The organism is Arsenicicoccus sp. UBA7492 (assembly GCF_002479615.1).
Classification (GTDB): domain Bacteria; phylum Actinomycetota; class Actinomycetes; order Actinomycetales; family Dermatophilaceae; genus Arsenicicoccus; species Arsenicicoccus bolidensis.
The window spans coordinates 57,332-77,343 of the sequence record NZ_DLOE01000006.1 but is presented as its reverse complement, the minus strand read 5'-3'; the positions used below and the strand labels follow the sequence as shown (position 1 = coordinate 77,343).

Here is a 20,012-nt window from a genome sequence, read left to right as displayed (position 1 = left end):
CCCGCAGTGAGAGCTAACTGTCAACAGTTTACATTTGCTCGTGTGCTGCGGCTACTCGATCCCCAGGCCGGACGGCCGGACGGCTACTCGGAAGGGTTCGGTGAGGACGAGCACCTCGTCCCCGCGCGCCGAGGCCCGCTCGACCAGGTCGACGACGCCGGACGTATCGGTGGTCAGCGCGAACGCCGTCAAGGACGGGGCCAACGGGTCGACGAACCACACAGCAGGTATGCCGGCCGAGGCGTACGCCCGCATGTTGGCCGTCACCACCGCACGTCGGGATCGGTCGAGGACCTCGACCACGAGCTCCGGCAGCCCGTGCGGGTGACCCCCGCCAACCACGACGAGGTCGGGCCGGACCACGGTGGTGGGACCGAGGACCACCTCGGCGTCCACGAGGACCTGACCGTCACCGGCGGGCGTCGCCCGGTCGAGCAGGGTCGACAGGCGGGACACGGCGAGCTCCTGCCAGCGCCCCCTGGGCGGCGAGATGGTGATCGCTCCTGCGACGAGCTCACAGCGATGAGCGGGCCACTGCCCGCGGGCATGCTGCAGCTGAGCCACGTCGATCTGCGCGCTCACGACCCGCCTCGGTGGCGCTGGTAGTCCGCGGACAGCTCGGGGACCTCGAGGCCGAGACGCCGCGCGAGGAGGATGGTCGCGGCGTTCTCGTGCGCCATACGGGTGCCGGGTTCCAGCTCGCCCTTGGCGACGCGCCGGTCCGCCTGCCTGATCAGGGTCGTCGCCAGGAAGAAGGCTTGCTGAACCTCGAAGAAGTCGAGACTCGCCAGGGCGTGACCGCTGCGCTCCTCGTAGGTGTCGATGGATTCGTCCCGGCCTGGGAGACCCTCGAGCCGCGTGACGCCGATGGCGTCGGTCGCGAGCTCGTCGAAGACGAGCCAGTGGGCCACGTCGATCTCACGTGGTCCGATGCTGGCGACCTCCCAGTCCAGGACCGCCTCGACGGTGCCGTCCGGTCCGAAGATCATGTTGCCCACGCGCGCGTCGCCCCACACCAAGGCGTCCGGGCCGCCACCGGCGCGCGAGACATTGTCCTGCAGCCACCGCAGCGCGACGTCGGGTATCGCAAAGCTCCGCTCTCGGGCGGCCCAGCGGTACCACGCGGTGAGCCGACGCAGGTGAGCGCCAGCACCTGTCGCGTCCCCGGCTGGGGCGAGGAACCCCAGGTCGTCCTCCCATCGCACCTGGTGGACGCCCACCAGCGCGTCCATGGCGTTGTCCCACAAGGTCCGGCGCTCCGTCGGCGACAGGCCGGTCAGCCAGCCGGTGGAGTGGATGGACGGTTTGGCGCCGGGCACTCGACCCGGCACCAGGTCCATGACGAAGAAGGGCCGGTCGAGCACGCGACCCGACTGCTCCGTCCACCGCACGCTCGGGACCGGGACGCTCGACCCGGCCAGGCCTCGCAGGATCGCCGCCTCTCGGAGGACGTCCGGCCGCAGGAAGATTCCGTCGGGAGCCGGCTCACGCCGGACCACCTGGCGAGCTTCGTGCTGCCGGCCGCGCAGCTGCCAGGTCAGCCGGTAGGTCCACAAGTCGGACGACTGTCCCACGACCGGCCGCGCGACGTCGTGCAGGGAGACCTCGTCGACACCGTGACCGTGGTCCTCGACGAGTCGGTCCAGCAACCAGGGGGTGAGTCGCGCGACGAGCGTGTCGTGCCCCGGTCGATCAGGCGTCATGACGGTCGCGCCGGGATCGCCCCGACCAGCGCATCCAGCTCGGTGACCCGGGCGCCGTGCAGGATGATCTCGTCCGCCCCCGCCAGCAGGTAGTCGCCGATCCGCGCCACGCAGGCGTCCGCAGAGCCGACGGCGGTCGCATCGGGCAGCCAGTGGTGCGGGAGCGCCTCGGCCAGCTCCGCGAGCTGGTCCCGAGAGAGGTTCTTGTCGGCCGGCAGCCCGGCGAGATCTCTCAGCGCCGGCTGGTCGCGAAAGGCAGCGAGGGCGTCCCGCGCCCATCCGTTGGCACCAACGATGGCGTCCCCCAGACCCGCCACCGAGAGGTAACCCGCCGCACGGGCGTCCACCGCCGCCCTGGCCGCCTCCGGGGCCAGGTCTGGCGCGACGACGAGCGTTGCCGCGCACCGGATCGCGTCCGGGTCCCGACCTGCCGCGGCCGCGGCGTCGCGCACCCGCAGGATCGACCGCCGCACGCCCTCCGGCGTGAGCAGCGGGTGCAGGATCACGCCGTCGTAGGCCCGCCCGGCGAGGTCGAGGGTCTTGGGCCCGATGGCCGCGAGGAGGAGCGGTGGCGGCGGCAGCTCGAGATGCTGGGCCAGGCGCAACCGGGGGAAGCTGCCCAGCGGACCCTCGTGGCTGACCGTGTCACCAGCCCACAGGCGACGAAGGATCGAGGCGATGTCCTCCAGAGCCCGCAGGGTCGGAGCCTGGGCCCCGTACGCGGCCCACCGCCAGGCGGCCGACCGGCCGAACCCCATGACGAAGCGGCCGCCCGTCAACGCCTGGAGGGTCTGTCCCATCGAGGCGAGCACCATCGGGTGACGCAGCACCGGGTGGGTCACGGCCGCGCCGATCCGGATCCGGTCGGTGACCTGGCCGATGGCTCCGGCCAAGGACGGGAGGTCCTTGGTGTCGTAGCGTTCGCCGAGCCAGGCCGTCCCCAGGCCCAGCCGCTCGGCGGCGCGAGCCTCGTCGAGGCCGCGCCGAGGATCGGTAGCAGCACCGGGCAGGACGTAGCAGCCCACCCGCTCGCGGGTGACCCCCTGCCTGCTGGACGCCGAGGACGAGTCGCTCACGGCGCTCCGTCCGTCGTCTCCGGCACGATGCAGCGCACCGTGCCGGACAGCGCCGTCGCGCCGGTCTGACGCGTGCAGGTCACCTCGACGGTCGCCAGCGGACCCTCGTCGCTCTCGCTCATGGCGACGACCCGTCCGGCGAAGGTGAGGACGTCGTCCGGCCAGACCTGTTCCTTGAAGCGAACCTTGAGGCCACGGATGTTGTGCGGACCCAGCCACTCGCTGGCGAAGGTCCCGAGCAGACCGGCCGTCAGCATCCCCTGGGCGAACACCGAGGGAAACCCGGCTCCGCGCGCGAAGCCGTCGTCGTAGTGCATCGGATTGAAGTCACCTGAGGCCCCGGAGTAGCGGACCAGCATCTGGCGCGTGATGGGTCCGAAGGCTCGTTCGGCCCCCGATCCCATCGTGATCGGTCCGGTCATGGCTGGTCCTCCCCGATCGGCTCCGTCTCCACCAAGGTCATCCGCTGCTCGGCCACCAGCCTCCCGCTGTCGTCCACGAACTCCGTCACCACGACCGCGAATCGCATGGTGCCGCCTCGTCTGCCCGGGCGCTCGTAGGTCTTGTCGAGGCGGTGCCGGCCGGTGAGTCGCTGACCTGCTCCTGGTGGCGGCCCGTGGAAGAGGTACTCCTGCTCACCGTGGAGGAGTCGCCTGCGGTCGAACCCCGCGAGGGCCACGGGCGAGACTCCGCTCCAGAACACCGAGGACACCAGGAAGGTCGGTGGCGACACCGCGCCCGAGAGCAGCTCTGGGTCGGTGGCCAGGGTCGCGGTGGCGAACTCGCGCACCTTGCCCTTCTCGACGAGCATGTCGAATGGCGCGTCGGTCGGTGCGGTAGTTGTCATGAGTCTCCTCGTGGGGGTGCTGGCGCAGGGGGTGTGGAACCTGGCGCGGTGGGGGCGCCCCCGACGCGCACGTCGACCGACCCGGGGTCGCCGAGCCGCTGGAGCGCCGTCTTGTCGACCTTGAGCATGGCGGTGACCGGAAGCTCCGGAACGAGGCGCAGATCGTCTGGGGACTTGTAGTCCGCGAGCCGGGCACCGACGTGCTCCCTCAGCTCGCGGAGGGTCGGCGGGTCATCCGGATCAGTGGGGACGACCCAGGCCATGCCCCGCTCGCCGAGCACCGGCGTCTCCACGCCGATGACCGCCACCCTCGCCACCTTGGGATGGTCGGCCAGCTCGTGCTCGACCTCGAGCGGGTAGACGTTGTAGCCGCCACGGATGTACATCTCCTTGCTGCGGCCGACGAGGACCAGGTTGCCACCGTGGCCGATCCAGCCGAGGTCGCCCGTTCGGAGCCAGTCGCCGCAGAAGGCGGCCTCCGTCAAGGCGGGAGCCTGCCAGTACCCGCGCATCACACAGGCACCCCGGACCTGGACGTGACCCGTCTCGCCACCACCCACCTCGACGTCGTCCGCGTCGACGATCCGCACCGCCATGCCCGCCTGGGGGCGCCCCACGGTCCGGCTCTGCACCGCCGGCGGGTCGGCCGGATCGGTACCGGTGATGCTGGGCGCCTCGGTCATCGCGTAGCGGACCACGAGCGAGCACCCCAGCCGCTCACGAACCGCCTCGACGAGCTCGGGCGAGGCCGGAGCCGTGGCGGCGACACCGACACGCAGGTGCGGGAGGACCGCCCGGTCCAGGCCGGGCACCGTCAGCAGCTTGGCCCACTGGGTCGGCACCCCGCCCGCGAGGTCGATGCGCTCGTCGACCAGGAGCCGTGCCATGTCCTGCACGCTCCACGGTTGGGGACTGACGACCAGGGTCGAGCCGCTGACGAGCTGTTCGACCACCTTGGCGAGGTATCCAGCGTGCGCGAAGGGGGTGCTGAACAGTCGGCGCTCACGCCGACCCCCGATGGCGCCTGCCGAGGCCACCGCCGCGGCCAGGCCACGGTGGTCGTACCACGCCCCCTTGGGGACCCCCGTCGTCCCGCTCGTCCAGATGATGACGGCCGCGTCGTCCGGTCGCGATGTCGACGCCGGCCCCGGCTCGCACGTCGGGGCTGCCGCCCAGTCGATGTCGTCGTGGCCAATCACCCTCGTGCCCGGGTCGATCGCCGGCCAGGGCACGGTGTCGTCGCGCACGACGAGCGCCGGCGAGCTTGCGCGCAGGATCGCGCCGACCTCGTGCGCGCCCAGCCGGGTGTTGACGGCGGTGACCACCGCGCCGAGCCTGAGCACTGCGGCATACGCGATCGCGAAGTCGATCCCTGAAGGCAGGAGAAGGGCGACGACCTCGCCGGGCCGGACGCCCCGCCCGGCGAGCCGCTCGGCCACCCCGGCGGCCGCTCGGTCCCACTCCGCGAAGGTCAGGGTGCGCGCACCCTCGACGTAGGCCTGCTGATCACCGTGCTCCCTCACGGCAGCCCGCATGGCCTCGCCGAACGTGAGCGGAGGGCCTGGTGTCGGGGTGGGGATGCACACGACGATCGCCTACTCGGTACCCAGGATCATGGTCCCGTTCGTGCAGAACCAGCCGCCGGTACCGCTGACGCAGGCCAGACGCGCGTCGTTCACCTGGCGCGGCCCGGCCTGACCACGAAGCTGCCGAACCGCCTCGACGATGAGGAAGAGCCCGCGCTGGCCGGGGTGGCAGGCCGACAGCCCGCCACCATCGGTGTTGGTGGGGAGACTCCCGCCCAGACGCAGCGCGCCCGACTCGACGAATGCTCCTCCTCCACCACGCTCGCAGAACCCCAGGTCCTCGAGAGTCAGCAGAAGCATGTAGGTGAAGGCGTCATACAGCTGCGCCACGTCGATGTCCTGAGGGGTGACGCCCGCGCGCTCGAAGGCGCGCTTGCCGGCGATGGTCGCCGGACCCACGGTGAAGTCGTCCCACTGCGACATCGACACGTGGCTCGTCGCCTCACCTGACCCAAGGATCCAGACCGGCTCGTGCTTGAGGTCTGGGACCCGATCCTCCGCGACGAGGACGACGGCGGCGCCACCGTCCGAGCGGATGCAGCACTGGAGCTTGGTGAAGGGGTCCGCGATCATCGGACCGGCGAGGACATCCTCCACCGTGATCGGGTCCCGGAACATGGCCTCCGGGTTGTCGGCCGCGTTGAAGCGTGCAGACACCGCGACGTCTGCGAGCTGCTCGATGGTCGTGCCGTACTCGTGCATGTGGCGGCGGGCGGCCATGGCGTACTTGGAGATGATCGTGTGACCGTACGGCGCCTCCCACTGGACCGGCCCGCGGGTTCCCCAGGCCAGGCTGGCCGTGCGCAGCCGCTTGCGGATGTCCGCCCGGGCCGTGGAGCCGTAGGTGAGCAGGACGACGTCAGCGTGCCCGGCCGAGATCGCGTCGGCGGCATGGGCAGCCATGACCTCCCACGAGGCACCCCCGACGGCGGTGGAGTCCAACCAGCGGGGCCGCAGGCCGAGGTACTCGGCCACGTCGGCCGGGGGGAGCATGCCGAGAGAGGTCGACGCTACGCCGTCGATGTCTGCGGGCTGCAGCCCTGCGTCGGCCAGTGCTCGCTGGCTGCTCTGGGCGACGAGCGCCCAAGGAGACAGGTCGTCGACCCTGCCGACGTCGGAGAGGGCCACACCGGCCACGGCGACTCTGCGGTTCACGATTCCTCCGGGGAGTGGACATCGATCGGACGATCAGCGGTCAGCCGCTCCCGGAGGTCCCGCTTGAGGACCTTGCCGTAGCCGCTTCGGGGAAGGCTGTCGACGCTGACGTAGTCCTTCGGCCGCTTGTAGGACGCCAGACGGGACCGGACATGCTCCTGGAGCGCGCCGACGCTCACGGTGGATCCGCCCACGGGCACGACGACCGCCACCACGCGTTCGCCCCAGTCCCGGTCGGGGATGCCGACGACGGCGACCTCGTGGACGACCGGGTGCTCGAGCAGGACCTCTTCGACCTCCCGGGCGTACACGTTGGAGCCGCCGCTGATGATCAGATCCTTCAAGCGATCGAGGACGTACAGGTAGCCGCGCTGGAAGGTGCCGACGTCACCGGTGTGCAGCCAGCCGCCTCGCAGGGTGTCAGCGGTCTCCTCGGGCCGGCCCCAATAGCCCTTCATCACGGCTGGGCCACGCACGACGATCTCACCTCTGGCGCCGTCGGGCACCTGCCGGCCGGCGGCGTCGACGACCCGCACCTGCATGCCGGTCCGAGCGTGGCCCGCCGACCCGAGGCGGGACGACTCCGGCCCGGTGAGTCGGTGCTCTGCATGGGACAGGAACGTGGCGGTCATCGGAGTCTCTCCCTGTCCGTACAGCTGGACGAGGACGGGCCCGAGCGAGCTGATCGCCGCTCTGAGGTCCTCGACGTGGAAGGGCGCGCCGCCATACACGATCGACCGCAGGCAGCTCAGGTCCGGCGGCTGGCCGCTCACCCGGCGCGCATCGATCTCTGCGACCATCCGAGTGATCTGGGTCGGCACCATCCAGGTGTCCGTCACGCGATGCTCGACGAGGAGTTCCAGTGTCTCGGCCGCGGTCACGGTCTCGGGTGCCGGGATGACCTGGGTGGCGGCCTTGGCGACGGCCACCAGGGCGTGGAACCCGGCGCCGTGGCTCAGCGGCGCCACGTGCAGCACCACGCTGTCCGGCGTCAGGGGGGTGAGGTCCGCCACCCAGCCCACGACGGCGAAGAGCAGGTTGCCGTGCGTCAGCATCGCGCCCTTGGGCCGACCGGTGGTGCCCGAGGTGTAGAAGAGCCAGCAGCAGTCGTCGTCGGCGACGTCCGCCGCCTCCTGGACCGCCCCTGCGTGGCGAGCGATCTCGCGCTCGTAGTCCAGCATGCGGCCAGGGTCGGCCGGGTCGCCGGCGGAAGGGTCGGCCGTCTCGCCGCCCACCGCGAGGACGTGCCGCACGCTTGTCGACTGGCGCACCGCCTCGATGACCACCGTCGCAAAACCCGGACCGTGCACGAGGACCGCAGCCCGCGAGTCCTGGAGGTGATAGGCCACCTCCCCCGCCGTGTAACGGGGGTTGAGGGGCACCAGGACCAAGCCGAGCTTGAACACGGCGAACATCGTCTCGATGACCTCGGGCCGGTTCCACGACAGGCAGGCGACCCGGTCGCCCGGCTGGACGCCGAGCTCCCGCAGCCCCGCGGCGAGTGCATCCACCCGGGCGTCCAGCTCGGCGAAGGACCAGCGCTGCGAGCCGAACCGCAGCGCCACGTGCTCGCCATGGTGAACCGCCGCCGTGGTGAGGAGAGACCCCACGTTGGTCATGTCCTGCCCCTCTCCCTGTGGACCAGCTCCTGCTTGGTCGTCCTGATCGGAGCGGGTCGTCGGCGACTCTAGCAGAGTTTGTCGACTGTTGACAGATGACGGCCGCCGGGGCAGCATGCGTGGTGGATGGCTTTCGCAGACGCAAGCTTGATCCCTCGTGACCGACGCCCCGGAGGCTGACATGGCAGACGCTGACATCACGCTCTCAGCCCTGGGGACGTCGACCGAGCCTCGGCTCGGGATCCAGGCGAACAGTCTCTGGGACCTCGCGGTCCAGCGGGCTCGGGCCACCCCCGAGGACGTCTTCGCCGTCGACGAGCACGACCGACGGTTGACCTTCGAGGAGCTGCTCCTCAAGGCGGAGCGCGCGGCGGCAGGCCTGCACGAGCTGGGCATCTCTCGGGGGTCCATCGTCTCCTGGCAGCTCCCCACCTGGCTGGAGACGGCCGTCCTCACCCTGGCCCTCAGCCGGATCGGCGCGGTGCAGAATCCGCTCATCATGATGCTGCGCGACAAAGAGGTCCGCTTCATCTGCGGACAGCTGCGGTCCCAGGTGATCATCGTGCCCGTGGAGTACCGGGGGTTCGGCCACCTGGACATGGCACGCAGCCTGGCGACGGATCACGGCTCCGTCGCGGTGCTCGTGGTGGATCGGGACCTCCCGGACGGCGACCCGGCCACCCTTCCTCCTCCCGCGCCCGAGCCGGAGATCCGCTGGGCGTTCTACACGTCGGGCACCACCTCGGACCCCAAGGGTGCCCAGCACACCGACCAGGGGCTCCTGACGGCCTCGGACGCCTACTGCAACGCGATCCGCCCCGTGCCGACCGACCGGCTGGCCGCCTTGGCGCCCATCGCCCACATCGGTGGGATCGTCCACCTCCTGCAAGCCCTCCAGGTTGGCTGCAGCCTCATCTTCGCCGACATCTTCGATCCACAGACGACGACTCGAGCACTGACCTCGGCGGGAGTGACCCACGGCGGAACGGGAGCGCCCTTTGCCCGGATGCTCATCGCGCAGCAGAAGGCCGACCCGAACCGCCGCCTCTTCCCCGAGATGAAGGCCTTCATGATGGGGGGCGCGCCCCGCGTCGCGAGCCTGCACCGAGAGGTCAAGGAGGGGCTCGGCGGGGTGGGAACGGTCTCCGGCTACGGCCTGACCGAATGCCCGTACATCTCCTGGGCAAGCCCAACGGACGACGACGACCACCTTGCCCTGAGCGACGGGCGCGCCAGCCCCGGCGTGCAGATCCGCATCGTCGGGGCTGACGGTCGGCTGGCATCCGTCGGCGAACCGGGCGAGCTGCGCGTGCGCGCACCACAGCTGATGAGGGGATACGTCGACCCCGCCCTGGACGCCGCGGCCTTCGACGAGCTGGGGTTCTTCTGCTCTGGTGATGTCGCCACCATCGACGTCGATGGGTACGTCACCATCACCGGGCGGCTGAAGGACGTCATCATCCGCAACATGGAGAACATCTCGGCCCGCGAGGTGGAGGAGCACCTCGTTCGCTGCGAGGGGGTGGCCGAGGCAGCCGTCGTCGGCCGCGCGGACCCCATCACCGGCGAGCGAGTCGTGGCTGTGGTCGTGCCGGCCGACCCGGCAAACCCTCCGTCGCTCGAGTCGCTGACGCCGCAGCTGCTGGCGCAGGGCCTCAACAAGCGCAAGCTTCCCGAGACGGTCGAGCTCATCAACGCTCTCCCCCGCAACGCCATGGGAAAGATCCTCAAACGCAACCTTCGACCTGGAGCGAGCTCATGAACCTCGACTTCACCCCCGACCAGGACGCCTTCCGCGAGGAGGTTCGTACGTGGCTCGAGGAGCACAAACCCCGGGACACCCGTCCAGAGGACGAAGATGCACGGGAGTACGACCTCGGTTGGCAGCGCACCCTGCACGAGGCAGGGTGGGCGGGCATCGACTGGCCGGTCGAGTATGGCGGTCGGGGGCTGTCCCTGCTGGAGCAGCTCATCTGGCACGAGGAGTACGGCCGCGCAGACCTGCCGGCGATGGACACGCGGTTCGTGGGGCTGAACCACGCCGGCCCCACTCTCATCGCCCGGGCCACCGACGAGCAGAAGTCTCAGCACCTTCCGCCGATCCTGCGGGGGGACGTCCTGTGGTGCCAGGGCTTCTCCGAACCTGGGAGCGGATCTGACCTGGCCTCGCTGCGGACTCGGGCCGTGGTCGACGGCGACGACCTGGTCGTCACTGGTCAGAAGGTATGGACCAGCTACGCTCACGTCGCCGACTGGCAGGAGCTCCTCGTCCGGACCGACGACTCGGGCTCCAAGCACCAGGGCATCACCTGGGTGATCTGCGACATGCACTCTCCCGGGGTGGAGGTGCGGCCCATCGAGACCATCGACGGCGCGCATCACTTCTGCGAGGTCTTCTACGACGAGGTGCGCATCCCGCTGACCAATGTCGTGGGAGGCCTCGGCAACGGCTGGAGCGTGGCCATGTCCACGCTGGCGTTCGAGCGCGGCACCGCATTCACCGCCGGCCAGGTGCGCCTCGCGACGACGGTCGAGCAGCTCATCGAGCTGGCTCGTGAGCTCCCGTCCTCGCTCGGTCGAGGCAGTGCGTTGGCCGACGACGAGATGGCGCGTCGACTGGCGACCGCCCGGGCGGAGGTGGCGGCCCTCCAGGCCATGACCTATGTCGGGGTCTCGCGCACCGACGCGACGGGGGTCCCGGGTCCGGAGGGATCGATCGTCAAGCTCTACTTCAGCGAGCTGCAGAAGTCGGTGGCCCGCCTGGCCATGGACCTCGTCGGATCACGGGGCCTCGAGCTCGTCCCCCTGTCGGCCCCCGACGGCTGGTCCGGACGGTTCCTGGAGTCCTTCTCCTACACCATCGGCGGCGGCACCTCGGAGGTGCAACGCAACATCATCGGAGACCGCGTACTCGGTCTCCCACGCTGAGAGGACGCTCGTGCGACTCATTCCTACCGATGACCAGGACCAGCTGGTCAGAGCAGCAGCCGAGTTCTTGGGCGAGCAGCTGGGCACGGAGCTGGTCCACCGACGGAACGACGCGCAGGTCGTGTCTGCCGAGCTCTGGCGCCGGACCGCTGATCTCGGGCTGCTCGGAGCCGGGCTGCCCGAGCCGGCCGGAGGCCTTGGGCTGGGGCTCGTCGAGGAGTACCTCGTCCTGCGCGAGGTGGGACGCATTCCCTCCCCCGGCCCATTCGTCTCCACGATCCTTGCCGCCCACGTGGCGGCGGCGTCGGGGGACATGTCACTCGCCCAGTCCCTGGTGACTGGCGAGACCCGGGCCGGCCTGGTCCTGCCCGGGCCGGCGCGGAGGGGAGACATGGTCACCGCTGCGAGCGGCGACTCGGCCTACGCCCTCGACGCCCGGCCCGAGGGTCTCGTCATCATGCTCGCCCGGGAGCGCGCCGCGTTGTACGACACCCAGGGTCTGGCCGCGCTCGACCCTGCGCCGAGCCTCGACCCCGCCAGCACCCTGGCCAGGGTCTCCATGTTCGGCGCCGAGCCGCTCACGGAGGTCACGTCGGGAGCCTCCGACATCTTCGCCCGTGCGATGGTCCTCACGGCCGCCGTGCTCACGGGCGTGGCGGAAGGCGCCCTTGCCGCATCGACCCAGCACGCGAAGGTGCGGGAGCAGTTCGGCCGCCCCATCGGGGTCAACCAGGCCGTCAAGCATCGCTGCGCCGACATGGCACTGCGAGCCGAGGCCGCAGCCGGCCAGACCGCGTTCGCGGCAGCAGCCTTCGAAGGGGGCCGCCCCGATGCCGAGCTCCACGCGGTCTCGGCTCTCCTGATGGCCCAGACGGCGGCTCGCGAGAACGCCGCGGCCAACGTGCAGCTGCACGGGGGCATGGGGTTCACGGCCGAGGCCGACGCACATCTCTATGTGAAGCGCGCCGAGGTCCTGACCCATCTGCTCGGGCCGCGAGCGGGGCTCCTAGGACGCCTGATCGAGCTGCCGAGCCCGCGCTGACTCAGTCGTGAGGGGCGAGGAGGGCGACTGCCTCGTCGCGCGACGAGGTCAGGTGCTCGGCGAGCGCGGCAGCGGCGGCATCGCCGTCCCCTGCGGCCAAGGGCACGAGCACGCGCACATGCTGCTCGAGCGCGTGCCTCACGACGAGCTGCTCACCCGATGCGCGCGAGCGCGCCAGGGCGATCTGCTGCAGGACATCGTCATGGACGCGGGTGATGGCGGCGTTGCCGGCGAGCCGGACGAGCGCGTGGTGGAAGTCGAGCTGGTAGGCGTCGCCGGACACCTGTGCGGCCGCCAGCAACGTCTCCGTCTCCGTCAACAGATCGGCGACCGCTCCTGCGACCTGCGCGGATCCGGCGTGACCGATGGTGCGGACCGCATGCGTCTCCAACGCCGTGCGGAGGTCGTACAGATCGGCGAGCTCGGGGGCGCTGATCGAGGCGACGTACGAGCCATGGTGACTTCGCGTCGTCAGAAGGCCCTGGGTCGCGAGCCGTTGGATCGCCTCGCGCAAGGGCCCACGGCTGATCCGGAGGGACTCGGCAAGCTCGACCTCGTTGACCCGTGTCCCGGGCGCAAGGCGACCGTCCGTGATCATGGCTCGGATCGCGCCCTCGGCCAAGGAGCTGTAGGTGTTGCGTGCCCCTCCGATCGGGGTGACGCCGGGGGTGTTCAGCATGAGGCCCTCTCGCCCGGCCCGACCGTTCGGGCCATCCACGTCAGCATATCGTCAACTGTTGACGACGGGAACTGTCAACAGATGACAGCACGCCCTGTCAGGCGTACCCTGATCTCATCCTCCTCCTCGGGGGACAGGACATCCCACCCATCCGTGAGGTCCACATGAGCCCAGTGCCCGACGCCGCGCGACCTGTCGCCGACGAAACACCCGTCCTATGGTCCGTGGAAGGCGGGATCGGTCGCATCACGCTCAACCGCCCCGACGCTGCCAACGCGATCGCGCCGGAGCAACGCAAGCACCTCATCTCGCTGCTCGAGGAGGCCGGCGACAGGGCCGACGTGCGCGTCGTCGTGATCGCCAGCACCGGTCGTCACTTCTGCTCTGGGGCAGATGTGGAGCGGATCGGTGGCATGAAGGCCGGGCCACGACTGACGGGTGCAGGAGCGCGGCTCATCATGCAGGGAGCGCAACGGCTGGTCGCGGCGATCCTCGACTGCGACAAGCCGATCCTCACCGTGGTCCAGGGAACGGCGGCGGGTCTGGGCGCTCATATCGCCTACGCCAGCGATCTGGTGGTCGCGTCGGAGGATGCGACCTTCATCGAGTCGTTCGCGCTCCGGGGTATGGTCGTGGACGCCGGGGGCGCCTATCTGCTGCCACGGCTCATCGGCATGCAGCGCGCCAAGGAGCTCGCCCTGCTCGGCAGCAAGCTGTCCGCCGCGGATGCGGCAGCCCTCGGACTGGTCAACAGGGTGGTGCCTGCAGCCGACCTCGCAGCGACGGCCCAGGCGCTAGCGACGCAGCTGGCCGCGGCCCCGACCACGGCCCTCGCGTTCACCAAGCGGCTCTTCAACCGATCCCTGGACGGCGACCGGTCTGCTTCCTTCGCCCTGGAAGCGATGGCTCAGGAGCTGCAGTCCGGGGCCCGGGACTCCACCGAGGGCGTGACCGCGTTCATGGAGCGACGCACACCCACGTTCGAGGGACGATGATGACGAGCAGGAGCGACCTACCCACCATCGAGGGTGAGAACACCGCAGCCTGGGCCGCGGCGAAGCAGCACCGACTGGTCATTGCGCGCTGCCGCACGTGCGGCGTGGCGCACCACTACCCCCGGCCCATGTGCGTCGTGTGCTGGAGCACCGACGTCGTGCTGGAGGATGCCAGCGGCCGCGGGACCCTCTACACCCATTCGACGGTCCACCTCAACGACCTGCCCCCCTTCGACGAGCAGGTCCCCTACGTCGCTGCGGTCGTCGATCTCGACGAAGGGCCGCGAGTGGTCACCCGCATCGTCGGCTGCGCCCCCGCCGACCTCCGGATCGGCATGAGCGTCGAGGCCGTCTTCGCGGACCTCGACGAGGACACGACCATCGTGCAGTTCCAGCCCACCACATCGCGCACCCTCAAGGAGACCTCATGACCAGACTGCTCGACGGCAAGGTGGCCGTCGTCACGGGCGCGGGGCACGGCATCGGTCGTGGCCACGCCCTGGAGCTGGCCAAGCATGGCGCCACCGTCATCGTCAACGACCTGGGCTCCAGCGCATCGGGAGACGGAGCGGGGCGCGATGCCGAGGTCGTCGTCGACATCATCCGATCGCGGGGTGGCCGAGCCAGCGCCAACTTCGCCGACGTGGGGGACGAGGAGGCTGCGCGGGCACTGGTCGGCCAGGCGTACGAGGAGTACGGGCAGCTCGACATTCTCGTCAACAACGCTGGCATCGTGCGCGACAAGGCCATCTGGAACATGTCGACCCTTGACTTCGACCTGGTCATGAGAGTGCACGCCCGTGGCACCTGGCTGCTCAGTCAGGAGGCCTCCGCGCGCTGGCGCGCCGCGGCCAAGGCCGGCGACGGCAGGACCTACGGACGCATCATCAACACCACCTCGGGCGCCGGGCTCTCCGGAAACTTCGGGCAGACCAACTACGCGGCGGCCAAGGCGGCCATCGTTGGGATGACCCTCAGCATGAGTCTCGAGCTCGCCGGCATCGGCGTCACCGCGAACTGCATCGGCCCCGGCGGCATCACCCGCATCTCTGCGACCTCGATGGCGGAGGCGGAGGTCGTGGAGCCCGACGAGCGCGGAGAGGACGACTTCGATCCTTTCGACCCGTCACTCGCCTCACCGGTGGTCGCGTGGCTGGCCAGCCCGGAAGCCGGCCACGTGAGCGGACAGGTCATCAAGGCCATCGGAGAGAACATCCAGCTCATGAGCGGATGGGCACCGGTGCGGACCGCGAGCAACGGCGAGAAGCGTTGGGACGCGACAAAGCTCGGCAGCGTCTTCGCCGTGGACGTCTTCGGCACTCGGGCTCCCGGACTGCGCATGGGCGGCTGACTCCACCCGCCCGGCGAGGCCATGTCGCCGGGCGGTGGATCCCGCCTGGGTCCACGTACCCCTCGATCGGGCCGTGATCCCCACCCACGCTCCCGGGGGGGGTGTCCGTGGACGCGCAGGGGTCGGGCTCGTCGGTCAGGCTCCGTGCCAGTGGTCAGCCAGATCGCTGACCGTCGTCAACGTCGCCAGCATCCCGAGGGTGTTGGGCAGGACCTGCCGAGCATAGTCCGCGGGAGTGCCCGCAACCGCGTCCCGGGGAACGACGACGTAGAAGCCCTCCTCGGTCGCCTCCCCCGCGATCAGCGGAAGCGCGAGGTTCACCGAGACGCCGGTCAGGATGATCGTGTCCACTCCCTTGCCTCGCAGCACGGGCAGAAGCTCGGTTCCCTTGGCCGGGTTGAGCCCATGGTGCCGAGGCAGCACCAGATCCCCTTCACCGAGGAGCGCAGGCAGGACCTGGGTCCCGCGGTGATCGTCGGTCCACCCGTCGGTCGCCGGCGCGAGCGCCTTCCAGAGCGGTGCGGTGCCCCTGGCCGAGCCACCGAGCGGACCCGCGTAGGTCGCGTGGACCACAGGGACACCCGCGCGCCGGGCCTCCTCGAGCAGGGCGGTCAACGGGCCGATCATGTCCCCAGCCGGGCCGCTGAGCGCCGGGAGCATGGAGCTCTCCCCGAGCACTCCCTCCTGGCACTCGACGACCACGACGGCGGCCTTGTCGCGCGCACCGAGGCGATGACGGGCTGGCTGGTTCATGACTGCTCCTTCTTGGGGGGGTGGGGGACGCGGTGAGCGTTCTCGGGTGAGTACGTGTCGACGAGCCGGCGGCGCAGCACCTTGCCGCTCGGGAGACGCGGAAAGTCCTCGACGAACTCCACGCTCCGGGGCAGCTTGAATCCCGCGATCGTCCTCGCAGCCGCACCCACGAGCTCGGCTGCCAGCTCCGTCCCGGTCGCCACTCCCTGGACGGCGTGCACGACGGCGTGCACACGCTGGCCCATCTCGTCGTCCGGCACGCCGATGACCGCGATGTCCTGCACGCAAGGGTGCATGGCCAGCGCTTCCTCGACCTCGCGGGGATAGATGTTGACCCCACCGCTGATGATCAGGTCGGTCCGCCGATCGGCGAGATAGAGGTAGCCCTCCCCATCGACCCAGCCGAGGTCGCCCATGGTGCTCCACCCCCGCGCGTCGTGCGCAGCGGCAGTCTGGTCCGGGTCGCGGTGGTACTCGAAGCCAGGCCCGTCGAACCAGAGCTGGCCGACCTCCCCGGCCGGGAGCTCGTCGCCCCCAGCGTCGAGGACGTGGGCCGCGCCGATGACGGCTCTGCCGACGGAACCCTTGTGGGACAACCACTCCGGCGCCGAGATGGCGAAGAAGCAGTTGGCCTCGCTGCCCGCGTAGTACTCCAGGACCTTCGGCCCCAGCCACTCGATCATCGCTTCCTTGACCGGCACGGGGCAGGGGGCCGCAGCATGGATGGCGAGCACCAGCGACGAGAGGTCGTAGCGGCTGCGCACCTCCGCAGGAAGCTTGAGCATGCGGACGAACATGGTGGGCACGAACTGCGCGTGAGTGACCTGGTGGTCCTCGATCGCCGCGAGGGTCAGCTCCGCGTCGAACCTCGTCATGACGACCGCGGTGGCTCCGTGGCGGACCGCGGCCATGGACCAGCCCACGGGGGCCGCGTGATACAGCGGGCCGGTACTCAGGTAGGTGGCATCGTGCGAGAACCCAAATTGCGAGAGCTGGTGATCCAGCGTCAGACCTGTCCCGAACGGAACGTCGGGCATGGCCGGGAGGATCCCCTTGGGTCGCCCCGTGGTACCGGAGCTGTAGAACATGTAGTAACCCTCGGACTGGTCGTGGACCGGGGTGGTGGGGAGGTCCGCCGTCCTGTCCGCGAGCGAGTCCACACCGTCGACGTCGCCGCCTACGACGAGCCGGTGTCGCAGCGCGGACGCCCGACTCGCCGCATGCGCGGCCAGCTCCTCCCGGTCTGCCGAGGACACGAGCACCGTGGCCCCGCAGTTGTCCACGATGTATGCCGCCTCGTCGGCCGTCAGGTGCCAGTTGACCGGGGTGTAGTAGAGCCCGCTGCGCTGCGCGGCCCAGTAGATCGGGAAGAGATCGAGGCGGTTCTCCATGAGGACGGCCACGTGGTCTCCGCGACCGAGTCCGAGAGACCGGAACAGGTGCGCCACCTGGTTGGAGCGGTCCTCGAGGTCGCGATAGCTGAGGGTCTCTCCGGTCTCGGCGAGCAGGTAGGCGGGCTTGTCGGCGAGCTCGCTCGCCAGCGATGTCAGGTCCATGGGCGCGCCCATGCGATCTCCTCGGGTCGGTGCGTCCGGCTCAGGTCGTGTGGAAACGCGGCGATCGCTTCTCGCGGAAGGCTGCCACTCCTTCGGCGAACTCCGGGGCGTCGAGCAGCTCGGCCTGGCCCGCCTCCTCGCGGGCGAGGGTCCGCTCGAGGTCGAGGGTCGCCCCGTTGATGGCCTCCTTGGTCAGCGCGGTCGCCCGCGCCCCCAGCGAGACCAGCACGGCGACCAGCTCGGTCGTGCGTTCCTCCAGCCTGGCGTCCTCCACTGCCTCGCTGATCAGGCCGATCCCCTCGGCCTCCCGTGCGGTCAACCGCTCACCCAGCAGGGCCAGGCGAACGGCACGGGCCCGGCCGATGGAGGCCGCCACGAGCTCGGTCGCACCGCCGTCAGGAAGCAGAGCGATGTTGCTGAAGGCGAGCGTCAGGGTGGCCGACTCGGCGGCCAGCACGATGTCGCCCGCCAGCGCGATCGGCAGTCCGACCCCTGCGGCCACGCCGTTGACCCGGGACAAGACTACTTGCGGAGCCGTCGTGAGGGCACGCACGACGCGACCGGCGGCCTGCAACGTGGCCAGGTCGACAGGGACCGACGGGTCGAGCAGGTTCGCCCCCGAGCAGAAACCCCGGCCCGCACCGGTCACGACGATGACTCTGACCCCGTCCTCGGCCGACGCTTCTTCAACGGCGTCCGCGAGGGACCCGAGCATCGGTGCGTCGACGGCATTCAGGCTCCTCGGCGAGTTCAACGTGATGCGCGCGACCGGGCCATCACGCTCGATCAGGACGCGCGCGTCGACGGTCATGAGATTCCCATCAGGTCGGCGTACCCGCGGAGGGAGTCGACGGCAGCCGCAGCGCCCGCGTGGCTGGGGCGGACCAGGAACTGATCCACCCCCGCCTCTTCCAGCTGGCCGACGTGGTCGCGGTGCTCCTCGATGGATCCTCCGCTGGTGGGAAACTCCAGGTGCGGAGTGGCCGCGTTGAACGTCAACGGGCCGGGATTGCCGAGATCTGCCGCACGCTGCTTGACCTCAGCGATCCCCCTGGCCAGCTCGGCGATGGACGTGAGCGGCCGGGTCCTGGTGGAGGTCGCCACCTCCTCCGACAGCAGCATCGGTGACCAGCCGTTCAGCCGAGCCGCCCGTCGCCTGCTGAGGCCACTGTTCCCACCCACGAGGATGGGTGGGCCACCGGGCGTGATGGGTCCGGGCACCGCAGCCACACCTTTGGCCGTCACGTGCTCGCCCACATGGTCGTACGGCACCGTGGTCCACACTCCCCGCATGACCTCGATCCCCTCGTCGAAAAGTGCGTTGCGCTGCTCGAAGTCCACGCCCAGTGCAAGGAACTCCGAGCTCAGGTACCCGCTCCCGACGCCGACGACGAGGCGTCCGCCGGAGAGTCGGTCGAGCGTCGCCAGGCCCTTGGCTGCGAGAAAGGGACTGCGATAGGGCACGACCAGCAGATGGGTCATGATCTGGATGCGTCGGGTGATGCCGGCGACGAAACCGAGAGCCGCGGTCGGGTCGAACGTCTCGTGGCCACCGTGGGTCAACCACTTCAACGACGGGGCCGGATGCTCCGGCAGCGCCAGCCCGGAGTACCCCAGCTCGTCGGCGGCCCGGGCGACGGCGGCGAGCCCGTCAGCCGACGCCAGGGAGCCGCCGTCGGCTGTGCCATCCACCACATACTCGAAGGCGAACCTCACGAAGGCCTCCTGCTTGCCACTCGGGCCTACAATGGCCGAATTAGTTGGACAATTGCACTCTATACCGTGGGAGGACCCATGCAACCCCGCAGGAGCTCGGAGCTCACCGCCCGCACCCGACAGCTCGATGGCGTGGGCGGTGTCCGGATCGCCGTCGACGAGTGGGGCAGCCCTGACGACCCGCTCGTCCTGTTCCTGCACGGTGGGGGTCAGACGCGGCACTCGTGGAAGAGCGCGGGCGCCGACCTGGCCGCGGCCGGGCTGCACACGGTCTCAGCAGACCTCCGTGGTCACGGCGACTCTGACTGGGCCCCGGACGCGGACTACGGCCTCGAAGCGATACGCGACGACGTCATCTGTGTGCTCGACCAGATAGGCGGCCCCGCCGCCCTGGTCGGAGCCAGCATGGGTGGGCTCACCTCGCTCCTCGTGGCCCACGAGCGACCGGAGCTCGTCTCACGCCTGGTGCTGGTCGACGTGGTCCCACGCATCGAACGAGCTGGGGCCGTCCGGATCACCGGGTTCATGCGCAGTGCTCCCCATGGGTTCGCCGATCTTGACGAGGCCGCCGACGCCATCGCCGCCTACCTACCCCATCGCACCAGGCCCCGATCGACCGACGGGTTGCGCAAGAACCTCCGTCAGGGGGAGGACGGCCGCTGGTACTGGCACTGGGACCCGGCGATGTTCACCACCGACTCGCACCCCGACCCCGAGCGGATCCAGGAGCAGCTGGAGACGGCCGCCCGCGAGCTGACGATGCCCACGCTGCTTCTCCAGGGCGCCTTGAGCGACGTGGTCAGCGACGACGGGGTCGAGCACTTCCGGGGTCTGGCTCCTAGTGCGCAGGTCGTCCGGCTGCAGGACGCCGCGCACACCGCGGCCGCTGACGACAACGACGCCTTCACCCGCGCCGTCAGGGACTTCCTGCTCCCCGGCTGATCGCCGAGGGGCGCGAGGCTGCCTCCGCCTGCGTGGCAGGCGGAGGCAGTGCGCGGACGCGCAG

At 70.2% G+C, this 20,012-nt stretch carries 20 protein-coding genes; 7 read left to right on the top strand and 13 right to left on the bottom strand.

Annotated features, from left to right (window positions below):
• Positions 1-51: 51 nt before the first annotated feature.
• The 8 genes from B4E97_RS01260 to B4E97_RS01225 are packed head-to-tail and all read right to left on the bottom strand — an operon-like array spanning position 52 to position 7,986.
• Positions 52-582, bottom strand: a complete 531-nt coding sequence (locus tag B4E97_RS01260) for a Uma2 family endonuclease (RefSeq protein WP_286958371.1) — start codon at positions 580-582, stop codon at positions 52-54.
• On the bottom strand, positions 579-1,703 hold the full coding sequence (locus tag B4E97_RS01255) for a phosphotransferase family protein (protein ID WP_286958370.1): 1,125 nt from the start codon (positions 1,701-1,703) through the stop codon (positions 579-581). The genes B4E97_RS01260 and B4E97_RS01255 overlap by 4 nt, the downstream gene beginning before the upstream one ends.
• The gene (locus B4E97_RS01250) at positions 1,700-2,779 is read right to left on the bottom strand and encodes a TIGR03857 family LLM class F420-dependent oxidoreductase (RefSeq protein WP_286958369.1); all 1,080 of its coding nucleotides are present in this window, start codon (positions 2,777-2,779) and stop codon (positions 1,700-1,702) included. The genes B4E97_RS01255 and B4E97_RS01250 overlap by 4 nt, the downstream gene beginning before the upstream one ends.
• Positions 2,776-3,201 carry a MaoC/PaaZ C-terminal domain-containing protein gene (locus tag B4E97_RS01245; protein ID WP_286958367.1) on the bottom strand — a complete coding sequence of 142 codons (426 nt, stop codon included), beginning with the start codon at positions 3,199-3,201 and terminating at the stop codon, positions 2,776-2,778. Before B4E97_RS01245 ends, B4E97_RS01250 begins: the two co-directional genes overlap by 4 nt.
• Positions 3,198-3,626: an FAS1-like dehydratase domain-containing protein gene (locus B4E97_RS01240; RefSeq protein WP_286958366.1), complete on the bottom strand. Its 429-nt coding sequence runs from the start codon at positions 3,624-3,626 to the stop codon at positions 3,198-3,200. The genes B4E97_RS01245 and B4E97_RS01240 overlap by 4 nt, the downstream gene beginning before the upstream one ends.
• The gene (locus tag B4E97_RS01235) at positions 3,623-5,212 is read right to left on the bottom strand and encodes a class I adenylate-forming enzyme family protein (protein WP_286958365.1); all 1,590 of its coding nucleotides are present in this window, start codon (positions 5,210-5,212) and stop codon (positions 3,623-3,625) included. Before B4E97_RS01235 ends, B4E97_RS01240 begins: the two co-directional genes overlap by 4 nt.
• 9 nt (positions 5,213-5,221) lie before the next feature.
• Positions 5,222-6,367, bottom strand: a complete 1,146-nt coding sequence (locus B4E97_RS01230) for an acetyl-CoA acetyltransferase (RefSeq protein WP_286958364.1) — start codon at positions 6,365-6,367, stop codon at positions 5,222-5,224.
• Positions 6,364-7,986, bottom strand: coding sequence for an AMP-binding protein (locus B4E97_RS01225; RefSeq protein WP_286958363.1), 1,623 nt, complete (start codon positions 7,984-7,986; stop codon positions 6,364-6,366). Before B4E97_RS01225 ends, B4E97_RS01230 begins: the two co-directional genes overlap by 4 nt.
• A gap of 181 nt (positions 7,987-8,167) precedes the next feature.
• On the opposite strand from B4E97_RS01225, the gene B4E97_RS01220 reads away from it, so the two are divergent.
• The 3 genes from B4E97_RS01220 to B4E97_RS01210 are packed head-to-tail and all read left to right on the top strand — an operon-like array spanning position 8,168 to position 11,956.
• Positions 8,168-9,748 (top strand): class I adenylate-forming enzyme family protein, encoded by a 1,581-nt coding sequence (locus B4E97_RS01220; RefSeq protein WP_286958362.1) that lies wholly within the window; start codon positions 8,168-8,170, stop codon positions 9,746-9,748.
• Positions 9,745-10,914 (top strand): acyl-CoA dehydrogenase family protein, encoded by a 1,170-nt coding sequence (locus tag B4E97_RS01215; RefSeq protein ID WP_286958361.1) that lies wholly within the window; start codon positions 9,745-9,747, stop codon positions 10,912-10,914. Before B4E97_RS01220 ends, B4E97_RS01215 begins: the two co-directional genes overlap by 4 nt.
• Positions 10,915-10,924: 10 nt before the next feature.
• Positions 10,925-11,956 (top strand): acyl-CoA dehydrogenase family protein, encoded by a 1,032-nt coding sequence (locus tag B4E97_RS01210; protein ID WP_286958360.1) that lies wholly within the window; start codon positions 10,925-10,927, stop codon positions 11,954-11,956.
• Between the two features lies 1 nt (position 11,957).
• Here B4E97_RS01210 and B4E97_RS01205 read toward each other — a convergent pair whose 3' ends face one another.
• Complete coding sequence (locus B4E97_RS01205) at positions 11,958-12,635, bottom strand: GntR family transcriptional regulator (RefSeq protein ID WP_286958359.1); 678 nt, start codon at positions 12,633-12,635, stop codon at positions 11,958-11,960.
• A 224-nt stretch (positions 12,636-12,859) separates the two neighbouring features.
• Here B4E97_RS01205 and B4E97_RS01200 point away from each other — a divergent pair, with 224 nt between their 5' ends.
• Genes B4E97_RS01200 through B4E97_RS01190 form a run of 3 tightly spaced genes read left to right on the top strand, consistent with a single transcriptional unit; the run spans position 12,860 to position 14,981 of the window.
• Positions 12,860-13,630 carry an enoyl-CoA hydratase/isomerase family protein gene (locus B4E97_RS01200; protein WP_286958358.1) on the top strand — a complete coding sequence of 257 codons (771 nt, stop codon included), beginning with the start codon at positions 12,860-12,862 and terminating at the stop codon, positions 13,628-13,630.
• Positions 13,630-14,061 carry a Zn-ribbon domain-containing OB-fold protein gene (locus tag B4E97_RS01195; protein ID WP_286958357.1) on the top strand — a complete coding sequence of 144 codons (432 nt, stop codon included), beginning with the start codon at positions 13,630-13,632 and terminating at the stop codon, positions 14,059-14,061. Before B4E97_RS01200 ends, B4E97_RS01195 begins: the two co-directional genes overlap by 1 nt.
• Positions 14,058-14,981, top strand: coding sequence for an SDR family NAD(P)-dependent oxidoreductase (locus B4E97_RS01190; RefSeq protein ID WP_286958356.1), 924 nt, complete (start codon positions 14,058-14,060; stop codon positions 14,979-14,981). The genes B4E97_RS01195 and B4E97_RS01190 overlap by 4 nt, the downstream gene beginning before the upstream one ends.
• A gap of 135 nt (positions 14,982-15,116) precedes the next feature.
• Here the strand turns inward: B4E97_RS01190 and B4E97_RS01185 are convergent, their stop codons facing one another.
• The 4 genes from B4E97_RS01185 to B4E97_RS01170 are packed head-to-tail and all read right to left on the bottom strand — an operon-like array spanning position 15,117 to position 19,006.
• Positions 15,117-15,734, bottom strand: a complete 618-nt coding sequence (locus B4E97_RS01185) for an isochorismatase family protein (protein WP_286958355.1) — start codon at positions 15,732-15,734, stop codon at positions 15,117-15,119.
• A complete protein-coding gene (locus B4E97_RS01180) occupies positions 15,731-17,302 on the bottom strand; it encodes an AMP-binding protein (protein ID WP_286958354.1) in 1,572 nt (523 codons plus the stop codon). The genes B4E97_RS01185 and B4E97_RS01180 overlap by 4 nt, the downstream gene beginning before the upstream one ends.
• Positions 17,303-17,330: 28 nt before the next feature.
• Positions 17,331-18,101: an enoyl-CoA hydratase-related protein gene (locus B4E97_RS01175; RefSeq protein WP_286958353.1), complete on the bottom strand. Its 771-nt coding sequence runs from the start codon at positions 18,099-18,101 to the stop codon at positions 17,331-17,333.
• The gene (locus B4E97_RS01170; protein WP_286958351.1) at positions 18,098-19,006 is read right to left on the bottom strand and encodes a TIGR03619 family F420-dependent LLM class oxidoreductase; all 909 of its coding nucleotides are present in this window, start codon (positions 19,004-19,006) and stop codon (positions 18,098-18,100) included. The genes B4E97_RS01175 and B4E97_RS01170 overlap by 4 nt, the downstream gene beginning before the upstream one ends.
• A 78-nt stretch (positions 19,007-19,084) precedes the next feature.
• Here B4E97_RS01170 and B4E97_RS01165 point away from each other — a divergent pair, with 78 nt between their 5' ends.
• On the top strand, positions 19,085-19,948 hold the full coding sequence (locus B4E97_RS01165) for an alpha/beta fold hydrolase (protein WP_286958349.1): 864 nt from the start codon (positions 19,085-19,087) through the stop codon (positions 19,946-19,948).
• The last annotated feature ends 64 nt before the right edge of the window (positions 19,949-20,012 follow it).